General features: G+C 43.1%; 14 protein-coding genes. All 14 read left to right on the top strand.

The window, feature by feature from the left end; translation table 11 throughout:
• The first annotated feature begins 21 nt into the window (after positions 1-21).
• A complete protein-coding gene (locus LC036_RS09330; protein ID WP_226581411.1) occupies positions 22-546 on the top strand; it encodes a F0F1 ATP synthase subunit B in 525 nt (174 codons plus the stop codon).
• Positions 543-1,088, top strand: a complete 546-nt coding sequence (locus LC036_RS09325) for a F0F1 ATP synthase subunit delta (RefSeq protein WP_226581410.1) — start codon at positions 543-545, stop codon at positions 1,086-1,088. The genes LC036_RS09330 and LC036_RS09325 overlap by 4 nt, the downstream gene beginning before the upstream one ends.
• Before the next feature lie 15 nt (positions 1,089-1,103).
• The gene (gene atpA / locus LC036_RS09320; protein ID WP_226581409.1) at positions 1,104-2,612 is read left to right on the top strand and encodes a F0F1 ATP synthase subunit alpha; all 1,509 of its coding nucleotides are present in this window, start codon (positions 1,104-1,106) and stop codon (positions 2,610-2,612) included.
• A 33-nt stretch (positions 2,613-2,645) separates the two neighbouring features.
• Positions 2,646-3,509 carry a F0F1 ATP synthase subunit gamma gene (locus tag LC036_RS09315; RefSeq protein WP_226581407.1) on the top strand — a complete coding sequence of 288 codons (864 nt, stop codon included), beginning with the start codon at positions 2,646-2,648 and terminating at the stop codon, positions 3,507-3,509.
• Between the two features lie 41 nt (positions 3,510-3,550).
• Complete coding sequence (gene atpD / locus LC036_RS09310; protein ID WP_226581405.1) at positions 3,551-4,963, top strand: F0F1 ATP synthase subunit beta; 1,413 nt, start codon at positions 3,551-3,553, stop codon at positions 4,961-4,963.
• A gap of 72 nt (positions 4,964-5,035) precedes the next feature.
• The gene (locus tag LC036_RS09305; protein WP_226581402.1) at positions 5,036-5,440 is read left to right on the top strand and encodes a F0F1 ATP synthase subunit epsilon; all 405 of its coding nucleotides are present in this window, start codon (positions 5,036-5,038) and stop codon (positions 5,438-5,440) included.
• Between the two features lie 236 nt (positions 5,441-5,676).
• On the top strand, positions 5,677-5,910 hold the full coding sequence (locus tag LC036_RS09300) for a DUF1146 family protein (RefSeq protein WP_226581400.1): 234 nt from the start codon (positions 5,677-5,679) through the stop codon (positions 5,908-5,910).
• Between the two features lie 100 nt (positions 5,911-6,010).
• Positions 6,011-6,721 (top strand): YwmB family TATA-box binding protein, encoded by a 711-nt coding sequence (locus LC036_RS09295; RefSeq protein ID WP_226581397.1) that lies wholly within the window; start codon positions 6,011-6,013, stop codon positions 6,719-6,721.
• Between the two features lie 34 nt (positions 6,722-6,755).
• Positions 6,756-8,066, top strand: a complete 1,311-nt coding sequence (gene murA, locus LC036_RS09290; protein ID WP_226581393.1) for a UDP-N-acetylglucosamine 1-carboxyvinyltransferase — start codon at positions 6,756-6,758, stop codon at positions 8,064-8,066.
• Positions 8,067-8,192: 126 nt separating this feature from the next.
• Positions 8,193-9,218, top strand: a complete 1,026-nt coding sequence (gene spoIID / locus LC036_RS09285) for a stage II sporulation protein D (RefSeq protein ID WP_226581391.1) — start codon at positions 8,193-8,195, stop codon at positions 9,216-9,218.
• A 249-nt stretch (positions 9,219-9,467) separates the two neighbouring features.
• Positions 9,468-10,340 (top strand): peptidoglycan DD-metalloendopeptidase family protein, encoded by an 873-nt coding sequence (locus LC036_RS09280; protein ID WP_226581389.1) that lies wholly within the window; start codon positions 9,468-9,470, stop codon positions 10,338-10,340.
• Between the two features lie 347 nt (positions 10,341-10,687).
• A complete protein-coding gene (spoIIID, locus tag LC036_RS09275; RefSeq protein WP_226581386.1) occupies positions 10,688-10,972 on the top strand; it encodes a sporulation transcriptional regulator SpoIIID in 285 nt (94 codons plus the stop codon).
• A gap of 265 nt (positions 10,973-11,237) precedes the next feature.
• Positions 11,238-12,236: a rod shape-determining protein gene (locus tag LC036_RS09270; RefSeq protein ID WP_226581384.1), complete on the top strand. Its 999-nt coding sequence runs from the start codon at positions 11,238-11,240 to the stop codon at positions 12,234-12,236.
• 33 nt (positions 12,237-12,269) lie between these two features.
• Positions 12,270-13,094 (top strand): flagellar hook-basal body protein, encoded by an 825-nt coding sequence (locus tag LC036_RS09265; protein WP_226581382.1) that lies wholly within the window; start codon positions 12,270-12,272, stop codon positions 13,092-13,094.
• Positions 13,095-13,102 lie beyond the last annotated feature (8 nt).

The following is a 13,102-nucleotide window of genomic DNA, read 5'->3' as shown; positions in this document are numbered from 1 at the left end:
GTGTTGAAAGGAGTGAGCAAGGTGCAGACTTTTACTAATATGTTAGTTCTCGGTGCTGAAGGCGGACTTAACCTCGGTGATATGATCGTGCAATTGGTTCTTTTCATCGTTCTATTAGCGTTACTTAAGAAATTCGCCTGGGGACCTTTCATGAATATGATGAAAGAACGAGAAGATTATATCTCGAACGAAATAGACACGGCTGAAAAGAGTCGTGAAGAAGCTCAAAGAATGCAGCGTGAAGCTTCAGAAGAGTTGAAAAAGACAAGGCAGGATGCGCAAAAGATTATAGAGGATGCACGAAAAACAGCTACTCAACAGGAGCAATCCATCATTCAATCTGCTCGTACGGAAGCAGACCGAATGAAAGAAAATGCGAAACAAGAGATTGTTCAAGAGAAGGAAAAGGCAATCCAGTCGCTTAAAGATCAGGTTGCTTCTATGTCTGTGATGATTGCGTCCAAAGTTATTGAAAAAGAGCTTTCGAAAGAGGATCAAGATCATCTGATCCAGCAATACATCAGTGAAGCGGGAGAAGAACGATGAGTGGCACAGTCGTTGCGAAGCGCTATGCACAAGCCCTTTTTCAACTTGCTCAGGAACGAAAGAAAGTCGATCAAATCGGAGAAGAGTTAAAAACAGTAAGACAAGTTCTCCGTGGGAACTCTTCCGTATACACATTTTTAAAGCATCCGAAGATTACGACGGAAGATAAAAAACGTGTATTTTCGAAATCATTTCAGGGCATGACAACTGAAGTGTTGAACACGTTGAACCTCCTCGTAGACCGTCATAGAGAAGATTTGATCTTAGATATCATTAGTGAATACTTAACTAAGATCGCTGATCAAAAAGGTATAGCTGAAGCTACCGTTTACTCTGTACGGGAACTTTCCGATGAGGAAAAGCAGCAAATTTCTAAAACATTTGCTCCAAAAGTAGAAAAGCAATCCTTGAACATTACAAATATAATTGATTCTTCTTTGCTTGGCGGCATTCGCGTCAGAATTGGGAATCGAATTTTCGATGGTTCAGTAAGCGGCAAGTTAAGCCGTATGGAACGTGAACTAGTATCGAATAAAAGATGATAGGGGTGAAATAGCATGAGCATCAAAGCTGAAGAAATCAGTGCGCTGATTAAACAGCAAATTGAAAACTATGAGACTGAAATAGAAGTCAAAGATGTTGGTACAGTTATCGAAGTAGGTGACGGTATCGCACGTGCTCATGGTCTTGACAATGTCATGGCTGGAGAGCTTGTTGAATTTTCAAATGGTGTTATGGGTCTTGCACAAAACCTTGAGGAAAATAACGTAGGTCTTGTCATCCTTGGACCATACACAGATATTAAAGAAGGCGACGAGGTTCGTCGTACAGGACGCATCATGCAGGTTCCTGTAGGGGAAGAAATGTTAGGAAGAGTCGTTAACCCGCTTGGACAACCGGTCGATGGCCGCGGACCAATCGAAACGACAAGAACGCGTCCAATTGAGTCACCTGCCCCAGGTGTTATGGATCGTAAATCCGTTGATGAGCCACTTCAAACTGGAATCAAAGCGATCGACGCTCTTGTTCCAATTGGCCGTGGACAGCGTGAATTAATCATCGGTGACCGTCAGACTGGTAAAACATCAGTTGCGATCGATGCTATCTTGAACCAGCACGACCAGGATATGATTTGCATCTATGTTGCTATTGGACAAAAAGAATCTACCGTTCGTGGAACAGTAGAAACATTACGTCGTCATGGCGCACTAGACTACACAATCGTAGTTACTGCCAGTGCTTCTCAGCCGGCACCACTTCTTTACCTTGCTCCATATGCGGGCGTATCTCTAGGTGAAGACTTCATGTACAACGGTAAACATGTACTTGTTGTATATGATGACCTTTCTAAGCAGGCGGCTGCCTATCGTGAGCTTTCCTTGCTGCTGCGTCGTCCTCCAGGTCGTGAGGCATTCCCAGGGGATGTATTCTATCTGCACTCCCGTTTACTAGAGCGTGCGGCTAAACTAAGTGATGCTAAAGGCGGAGGGTCTTTAACTGCCCTTCCTTTCGTAGAAACTCAAGCAGGTGATATCTCTGCTTATATCCCTACCAACGTAATTTCCATCACAGATGGTCAAATATTCCTGCAGTCCGACTTGTTCTTCTCAGGGGTACGTCCAGCGATTAACGCCGGACTATCTGTATCACGTGTTGGTGGTTCTGCACAGATTAAAGCAATGAAGAAAGTAGCCGGTACTTTGCGTCTTGACTTAGCATCTTATCGTGAACTTGAAGCTTTTGCTCAGTTCGGATCTGATCTGGACAAATCAACACAAGCCAAGCTGAACCGTGGTGCGCGTACGGTTGAGGTACTTAAACAGGGCCTTCACCAACCATTAGCGGTCGAAAAACAAGTCATGATCATTTATGCACTGACAAAAGGTTTCTTAGATGATGTTCCAGTAGAAGATGTCACTCGTTTCGAGTCAGAGTTCCACAACTGGTTGGATAACAACCGTAAAGAACTTCTATCTCAAATTCGTGAAACAGGTAAACTTGCTGATGACGAAGATATGAGTGGTGCTGTGAAAGAATTCAAGAAAACATTTGTTGTTTCTGAATAAATGAATCATAGCTAGAAAGGGTGGTGAAACAGCGTGGCATCCCTTAGAGACATTAAAGGTCGGATTACGTCAACGAAAAAGACGAAACAGATTACAAAAGCGATGGAAATGGTTTCAGCTTCCAAGTTGAACCGTGCGGAACAAAACGCAAAAAGGTTTGTTCCCTACAGTGAAAAAATCCAGGAAGTTGTAGGAAGTATTGCCCAGGGCGGCGGTGATGCAAGACACCCAATGCTTGAAGCGCGTGATGTCAAGAAGACGGGTTATTTAATCATTACATCAGACCGTGGACTTGCAGGAGCGTTTAACAGCAGTGTTCTTCGTAAGGTGTATCAGCAGATCCGAAGCCAGCATACGTCCGCGGATGAATACTCCTTGATTACAATCGGACGAATCGGGCGTGACTTCTTCCGTAAACGCAACATGCCTGTGGATATGGACATTACGGGAGTGTCTGATCAACCGGACTTCTCTGACATCAAAGATATCGCTTCAAATACTGTACAACTGTACACAGATGAAAAAATTGATCAGCTCTATATTTATTACAACCATTATGTCAGTGCCATCACTCAAGAAGTGACGGAGAAGAAGATTCTTCCACTGACGGACTTGAATAAAGAGGGGAAAGCAAGTCGAAGCTCGTACGAGTATGAACCGAGCCAAGAAGAGATCTTAGAAGTCTTGCTTCCTCAATACGCTGAGAGCTTAATCTATGGCGCTTTACTCGATAGTAAAGCAAGTGAGCATGCAGCACGTATGACGGCGATGAAGAGTGCGACCGATAATGCTGATGATTTGATCGGAGACTTAACTCTTTCTTATAACCGTGCCCGTCAAGCTGCTATTACCCAGGAGATTACTGAAATTGTCGGCGGTGCAGCTGCCCTCGAATAGGAACTCTCAGATTTTTGAACAGTAAGTTAGGAGGGAAATCGATGAGTAATGGACGCGTGACCCAAATCATGGGACCCGTTGTGGACGTAACGTTCGACGATGGACAGCTCCCTGATCTTAATAACGCATTGCACGTAAGTTACGAAGCGAAAAATGAAAACGAAAAAAGCGTCGATCTTACGCTAGAAGTTGCCCTGCACCTGGGTGACAATACCGTTCGTACCGTTGCCATGTCATCTACCGATGGTGTCATGCGTGGTACTGGAGTTACGGATACAGGTAAACCCATTTCTGTACCTGTAGGGGATGTGACTCTGGGACGTGTATTTAACGTAGAAGGTGAAACCATCGACCTTGATGAGCCACTAGGTAATGACGTACGTCGTGACCCGATTCACCGTGCGGCGCCTGTATTTGAAAACCTGGCTACAGAGACAGAAATTCTTGAAACAGGAATTAAAGTCGTAGACCTTCTTGCCCCGTATGTAAAAGGTGGTAAGATCGGTTTGTTCGGTGGTGCCGGTGTAGGTAAAACCGTACTGATCCAGGAATTAATCAATAACATCGCGCAGGAACACGGAGGTATTTCCGTATTCGCAGGTGTTGGTGAGCGTACACGTGAAGGAAACGACCTTTACTATGAAATGACAGATTCTGGTGTAATTAAGAAAACGGCCATGGTATTTGGTCAAATGAACGAGCCGCCTGGTGCCCGTATGCGTGTTGCGCTATCTGGTCTGACGATGGCGGAGTACTTCCGTGATGAAGAAGGTCAGGATGTACTATTCTTTATCGATAACATTTTCCGTTTCACACAGGGTGGTCTTGAAGTATCTGCCCTTCTTGGCCGTATGCCATCAGCTGTTGGTTACCAGCCGACGCTGGCAACAGAGATGGGTCAGCTTCAGGAGCGAATCACGTCAACAGACAAAGGTTCCGTTACTTCCATCCAGGCGATTTATGTCCCTGCCGATGACTATACGGACCCCGCGCCTGCGACTACTTTCGCACACTTGGATGCAACGACCAACCTTGAGCGTAAGCTTTCTGAACAGGGGATTTACCCAGCCGTGGATCCACTCGCTTCAACTTCCCGCGCTTTAGACCCTGAAATTGTAGGGAATGAGCACTATGAAGTTGCACGTGAGGTTCAGCGTACGCTTCAGAGATATAAAGAACTTCAAGATATCATTGCGATTCTAGGTATGGATGAGCTGTCTGATGAGGATAAATTGACGGTGTCCCGTGCACGTCGTGTTCAATTCTTCCTATCTCAGAACTTCCACGTTGCTGAACAGTTCACAGGCCAGCCTGGTTCTTATGTGCCTGTTTCAGAAACAGTGAAAGGCTTCAAGGAAATCCTTGACGGCAAATATGACGATCTTCCTGAGGATGCGTTCCGTCTAGTTGGACGAATCGAAGAAGTCGTTGAAAAATCAAAACAAATGCAATAAACAGGTCTGAAGGAGAGAGGGGCTTGAACAGAGTTCCTCTTCCTCTTCATGATCAGCCAAGGAGGAATACGTATGAGCACACTGACGGTGAGTGTAGTCACTCCTGATGGCCCGGTGTTGGAAGATGCATTTGAAATGGTCAGCTGTAAGGCGGAAAGCGGTGAACTTGGAATTCTTCCAGGTCACATTCCGATGGTTGCCCCTCTGACAATCAGCGCTATTCGTCTTAAAGGGGAAGGCAAATCAGATCGTATCGCAGTTAGTGGCGGCTTTTTGGAAGTTCGTCCAGACAAAGTGACGATCCTTGCTCAATCAGCGGAAAAGCCTGCGGATATCGATATCGATCGTGCCCGTATGGCAAAAGAACGTGCCGAGCGCCGCATGCAGGACAAGCAAGACGACATTGATTTCCAACGGGCTGAATTGGCCCTTAAACGAGCCATTAATCGTTTGGATGTTTATGAGAACAACTTCTAAGCTGCTTTCTTCTTGAGAGCAGTTTTTTTGTGAAAAGATTGAATGCTAAAGTGTTGATTCCGGAGCTTCTGTTGACATTTTTTGATAGGATACAATGTCAAAAAGAAGTGTTATCCTGAATATTCCCCGGGAAATAAAGAGGTATGCTTACTCTTTTGTCGTCACCTGCTTTTATAGAGTGGTTGAAATTCAAAAATCGACAACACCCATGATCCCAACGAAAAGGAGGGAACATCTTGGAACAATATTTCGCAGAAGAGGCTGTTTTAAGTATGACCTCTCACTTGATTTTCATCATAATTACCTGGAGGGTGCTTCAGTCTGTCAATTTTGATGCCTTTTTGAGAAAGAATCGAGTGTTTGAAGCGCGAGCTTTGCTGATTATGATTACCATTGCTTTAGGAACAACAGTGAGCAATTTCTTCTTAGACTTTCTTTCGTGGTCAAATAGTCTTATTTACCTATTCTGAGTGGATGGTTATTTGTCTAATGTTGTTAGGAATTGTTTCGTATGATTATGTTCTTCTCAGGTCAAACTTATAGTAAGTCAATGCTTGGGGAGGCATGGTTATGGTTAAGAGTATTTTTGCTGGAATTATTGCTTTATTAATTTTAAGTGCAGGTGCTTATCCACAGGAAATGACAGGGGATGTTGAGCCGTTAATGAAATTCGCGTCATTTGCTGTGGATAAGCAGCTAACAGTAAATGAGTGGACGATTACAATGAAACAAAAAATATCCTGGAGTGAGGCAGAGGAGAAGAAACGGAGAATTTTATCTTCATTTGTCAATCCAGTGATTGAAACAGATCAATCAATGCAGGCAGACAAGTATATTGTAACGGACCGTCAGAAAAATGAAGAAATCGTCGAAACTTATACCATGGTTTCACCCAAAAATAGTAAAAGTAAGATAGAAATGGTTTACACCATTAAAGGACAGGGAACACCACCATTAGCAAAGGAGCTGTCCTTGCAGTTAAATGACGTTAAAAGTCGACTCTTCGGTGAATCTGTTACCATTTTCACTTGTCTAAAGGCAAGTAAAAATGGTATGATAGACGATGTTTTAGTGTATAAAAAATTCAAAGAAGCATACAACGTAGCAACTATAGATGAAGTCGACGAAAAAGGCTGGACCAGCAGATCCGGCATAACAAAAGAGTGGGGACAGTCAATACCTTTAGGTGAACAATTAATGAATGTCCAATTCTCCACCAGAACTTTGGGCGGAGAGACAACCATCACTATTGGCACACCCATTATAACTGCTGAATATTAATAATAGTGAATATGGACGCGGAGGAGAATGAACCTTGGAAAAAATCATCGTCCGTGGTGGGAGGCAGCTGAACGGTACCGTGAAAGCAGAAGGTGCCAAGAATGCCGTACTGCCTGTCATCGCAGCAAGTATTATTGCAAGTGAAGGAAAAAGTATACTACACGAAGTACCTGCTTTAGCTGATGTATATACGATTAATGAAGTAATCCGACATATGAACGCAGATGTCAATATGGTGGGAAATACCGTTACTGTTGACGCTTCTGATAAATTAACAACAGAAGCCCCTATAGAGTATGTGAGGAAAATGCGTGCCTCTGTTCTTGTACTGGGACCACTTTTGGCCCGGTATGGCCATGCTAAGGTTGCCTTACCAGGCGGATGTGCTATTGGTTCACGTCCAATTGACCAGCACTTAAAAGGTTTCGAAGCTATGGGCGCACACGTGACTGTAGGCAATGGCTATATCGAAGCTGAAGTTAAAGGTCGTCTTAAAGGGGCCAAGATCTACTTTGATGTTCCTAGTGTAGGAGCTACAGAAAACGTCATGATGGCTGCGGCGCTTGCCGATGGTACGACGATTCTTGAGAACTGTGCAAAAGAGCCGGAGATTGTTGATCTTGCGAACTATTTGAATAAGATGGGCGCAGACATCGTCGGAGCTGGAACAGAGACAATCAGAATCGTAGGTGCTGAAAAGCTGACAGGGGCGGAGCACACAATTATTCCTGACCGTATTGAAGCAGGTACGTTTATGGTAGCTGCAGCTATTACGGGAGGCAATGTCCTTGTTAAAGGTGCCATGCATGAACACTTACGTCCTCTTGTTTCTAAAATGGAAGAGATGGGCGTAGTTATTAAGGAAGAAGGAGAAGGTCTTCGTGTCATTGGACCTGATATTTTGAAAGCTACAGATATTAAAACCATGCCACATCCAGGCTTTCCGACAGATATGCAGTCCCAGATGATGTCACTTATGCTGAATGCAGCAGGAACGAGTGTCATTACGGAAACGGTTTTTGAGAACCGCTTTATGCACGTGGAAGAATTTCGCCGCATGAACGCGAAGCTTAAAATTGAGGGACGCAGTGTTATTATTGATGGTCCATCTTCCCTGCAGGGAGCTGAAGTCGCTGCTACTGATTTAAGAGCAGGTGCAGCATTGATCCTGGCTGGATTAGTTGCTGATGGCTACACAAGAGTGACCGAACTTAAGCACTTGGACCGTGGCTATGTGAACTTTACTGAAAAGCTGGCTCAGCTTGGCGCAGACATCGAACGCGTAAAAGAAGAAGATGTATACAACGAAGACCATGAACCGAGCGAATCTGTATCGACATTATAATATATACATCATAATAGCCTGCCTGTTTCAATATTTTTGAAATAGGCAGGCATTTTTTGTTCTATCATCTTCCATTTTTGGATACATTTTAGTAGAGGGATCTACTATGTGACCAGGAGGATGCGGATGAAAAAAAACAATGGGATCGGAATACTGGCTGTAAGCGGCTTACTTGTTACAATACTCGTACTACCAACATTGATCGTCGTTCCTTTTACGAATTCCGGCAGTATGGAAAGAGTGGAAGAAACGGCACACAAAGAACAAGTGACCACCCTGGAAGACGCCCCTTTTTCTGTGAAAGTATGGAGAAGCAGTTCTGAACAAGTGGAAGACGTACCTTTGGAAACTTATGTAGCAAGGGTTGTTGCTTCAGAGATGCCTGTAAATTTTGAGGTTGAAGCTTTAAAAGCACAAGCACTTGCTGCAAGGACTTATATCACCCAGCATATTGTACAGGGGGAAAAGGTTTCAGGAGAAGCGGATGTAACAGACACAGTCACTCATCAGGTATATAAAGATGAGAATGAATTGAGGAGCCTTTGGAAAGAGAATTTTACGGAAAATATGGCAAAAATCAATGAAGCTGTGACGGCTACCAAAGGAGAAATTATCACGTATGATCATAAACCCATCACAGCTTCTTTCTTTTCAACAAGCAACGGTTATACAGAAAATGCAGGGGACTACTGGGGACAGGATATTCCTTATTTGAAAAGTGTAGAAAGTCCATGGGATCAGGAGTCACCGAAGTTTGCAGATCAAAAGATTGTCACTGTTGCAGAGGTGGAACAAACCTTGGGGATTTCCCTTGGAAGTATGATTGAAGACACCACCATGACGAAGACAGAGGGGAACCGTGTAGATGAGGTTCATATTGCTGACCACACATTTACAGGCAGGGAAATCCGTGAAAAGTTTGGATTATCTTCCAGTGATTTCTCTATTCAACAAAAAGGGGACCACGTAATTTTCACAACTAAAGGCTATGGTCATGGTGTGGGGATGAGTCAGTATGGGGCTAATGGAATGGCGAAGACAGGAAAAGGATACAAAGACATCATTGCTCATTATTATCAAAATACAGAAATATCTCCATTAAGCACTCAAACAGCAGCTTTATCTCCAGGTGAAAATAAACCAGTTAATTAAGAACTGTCCATCAGAAAAAAGGATGCCGGGATCCCCCGGCATCCTTTTTTCTATAGAAATTAATATCCCTGCAAAGCTGAAACTCTTTACGTGAGGCCTTAAGCGACAGGTTAGAATAGGAATTCGCTTGATTATGAGAAAGTTTTCATTTTTGTTTAATAATTTTTTCCTCTTTATGTATAGATTATCCAATATGTGTTCAGAATGGTTTTTGAGGTGATGAACATGAAAGAGGAAGGTAAAAAAAGCGTGACTAAATTAAAGTTTAAACGCTTGATGCGCAAGAAATGGTTGTATCCAGCTTTGTATTTGTCGGTGGCAGCACTCGTGCTTGTGGGAGTATTCTGGTATCAACAGGGAGCCAGTGATTTAGAAGATCAAATCGCTGAACAACCTGATTCAAAGGTTCAAGATGAATTTTTGACAACGGACAATGAGAAAGATTCTGTCCCTGTTATGGATCATCAAGAAAATATTCAAATGCCAGTAGCTGACGAAAAAGCAGCTTCCATTGTCACTAAATTCTATGATTATAACGCTTCTGAGCAAGATCAAGAAAGTGCACTGGTCCTATACAACAATAAATACTACCAAAGTGAAGGCGTAGATATTACTAGAGAAGATGGAGAAGCTTTTGAAGTTACAGCTGCTCTGTCAGGAACAGTCACTGAAGTAAAAGAAGATCCGCTATACGGCAATGTAATAGAAATCACACATGATGAAAATGTTTCGACTGTGTATGCTAGTTTAGAAGATGTCGAAGTTTTAGCAGGATCTGATGTTGCTCAAGGTGATGTTCTTGGTTCAGCGGGCCGGAATTCTTTCGGACAAGCAAGCGGCGTTCATGTACACTTTGAAGTGCGCAGTGACGGTCAGCCGGTCAACCCGGAAGATTTCTTCGGTCAACCAATGAGCAAGATTATTGAACAAGCTAAGGAAGAGGCTGCATCAGATGAAGCTCAGGAAGATGTACAGACACCATCAGAAGAGCCTAAAGAAGATGCAGATCAACCTGCAGAAGAAGATGAAATGAACAGCGATGAAGATGCTCCAGAGTCTGAAGATGAAGAGCAGACTCCAGATGAGGAAAGTGCTTCATCCATCTCTAATACTCAAGCTTAAAAAATGAGGGCCATGCCCTCATTTTTTTTGTGGTTCAAGCAGATTTACTGAACAATAGATAAGTGAAGACATACCATAGGAACCGAATATTTTCACAGCATGTAAGTGCACTTCAGTGAAGATTAGAAAAATGATGTACATAGTATGGAAGAAATTACAGTTCCTTATGCATCGTATGACATATCTTAGCACTTTTATTAATACAATGAGGATAACCGAGCACTCGGTCACATCCAGGGTGAACCCACATGAGAAGACATCCAGAGTAAACCACCCACATGTTCTATTAGAAGCGCTTTCCTATTAAGCCCACCCCCTTGGATAGTCAATCACAGGAGGCGAGTGGAGTGCATGATTACATCAAAGAGAGGACCATCAAGATTGGAGAGCACATTATTGAAACGAAAAAAACGGTAAGAGTGATCGCCAAAGAGTTTGGCGTTTCTAAAAGTACGGTGCATAAAGATTTAACAGAAAGGCTACCAGAGGTGAATCCGGAACTTGCGAAAGAAGTGAAGAAGATCCTTGACCACCATAAGGAAATTCGTCACTTGCGTGGTGGAGAAGCGACAAGAAGAAAGTACAAGTCACAACTTCTGGATGATCAACAACCTGTCCAGCCTCTTATATAAAGGTGTCCTCCTCCCTTTGTTAAATTCCCTCAATACTTGGTAACTTTTTTCATTTCCCATGAGACGAATGTCGTAATTTTGTGATAGAATATAGAATTAGATGTGTCATGCTATAAATGAAAATATACGGATGAAAATTGGGAAACATAAGTTATTGAGTTTAGAGTTCGAGTGCCCTTGCCTCTTAACATAACGGATTACGATGGTCCGTTATGTCTTTTGGTGAGGCTATAACGTTTTTTACAATAGGGAGGATCTACAGGACATGTTTGCGAGAGATATAGGAATTGACCTTGGTACAGCTAACGTGCTTATCCATGTGAAAGGTAAAGGAATAGTTTTGAATGAACCGTCTGTGGTTGCCATGGACCGTAATACAGGTAAAGTACTTGAAGTCGGTGAAGAAGCTCGCAGAATGGTAGGACGTACACCTGGAAACATTGAAGCTATACGTCCATTGAAAGATGGTGTCATTGCTGACTTCGATGTTACAGAAGCCATGCTCAAGCATTTTATTCAAAAAACGAACGTGAGAGGTTTCTTATCTAAACCGCGCATGCTGATCTGTTGCCCGACAAACATTACAAAAGTGGAGCAAAAAGCAATCAAAGAAGCGGCTGAGAAGTCCGGAGGTAAAAAGGTATATTTAGAAGAGGAACCTAAAGTTGCTGCGATTGGTGCGGGGATGGATATTTTCCAGCCAAGCGGTAATATGGTTGTCGATATCGGTGGGGGTACGACCGATGTTGCTGTGCTTTCTATGGGAGATATCGTCACAGCTTCTTCTATTAAAATGGCCGGTGACAAGTTTGATCATGAGATTCTCCAATATATTAAGAAAGAATATAAGCTTTTAATTGGTGAGCGTACCGCTGAAAATATTAAAATCAGTGTCGCTACCGTTTTCCCTGGATCAAGAAATGAGGAAATAGAAATTCGGGGGCGTGATATGGTTTCGGGACTGCCACGTACCATTTCTGTGAATTCTACTGAAATTGAAAAGTCCCTGCGTGAGTCTGTCCAGGTTATTATTCAGGCTGCTAAACAAGTATTGGAACGGACGCCGCCGGAATTGTCTGCCGACATCATCGATCGTGGTGTCATTATGACAGGTGGTGGAGCGTTGTTACATGGAATCGATCAACTGCTTGCTGAAGAGTTGAAGGTACCGGTTCTTGTTGCTGAGTCCCCTATGGATTGTGTAGCTACGGGAACGGGAATTATGCTTGAAAATATCGACAAACGTATTTCTACAAAGTTTTAATTTCAGAGATGTCTGGGAAGGAGTGAATACACCATGTTAAGAGGATTTTACACAGCTGCTGCAGGAATGATGGCGAATCAGCGTATGCAGGAAACCTTATCAAATAATATGGCAAATGCCTATACACCAGGGTATAAGGAAGCGCAGGGGACGATGCGTGCTTTTCCTGAAATGTTGGTAGAGCAGATGGGAAGTAAGTCCCTTCCAATTGTAAATGGAACCAAATTACCTACTAGAAGCTATGTAGGATCCCTTAACACAGGTGTATACATGCAGGAATCGATCCCCAATTTCTCTCAAGGGAATATGAAGGAAACAGGTGTGCAGACAGATTTAGCTCTTGTGCAGGGGACAGTCCCCGACGATGCAGGAGCCGTATTTTTTAATGTGCAAAATGAGTCTGGTGAAGTTAGATATTCAAGAAACGGAAATTTCACTGTAGATGATGAAGGGTTTTTAACAACCAATCAAGGGTATAATGTCCTTGATGAAGCTGGCAGCCCGATTAATACAGAAGGAATGGATTTCAACGTTTCCTCCCAGGGGGTCTTGACTGTCGATGGACAAACGACAGCGCTGGGACTTTCCTATTCTCCTAATACAGCAGTTCTTTCTAAGGAAGGAAACGATGCTTTCGTTCTTGAAGAGGATGCCGAGCCTATGGTGAATGCTAGAGACAATGAAAATATAGAGTATACCATCCGTCAAAATTACTTAGAGGATTCAAACGTCGATGTGAATAGAACGATGACGGAAATGATGAATACATACCGGTCATTTGAAATGAACCAGCGAGTATTAAAAGCATACGATCAAAGTATGCAGAAGGCAGTGACTGAAATAGGGAGATTGAGGTAAAGGGGGCA

This window comes from Halobacillus litoralis (genome assembly GCF_020524025.1).
GTDB classification, from domain to species: Bacteria; Bacillota; Bacilli; order Bacillales; family Halobacillaceae; genus Halobacillus; species Halobacillus litoralis_D.
Note: the sequence above shows the minus strand (reverse complement) of the source record. Positions and strands in the feature narration are given on the sequence as shown.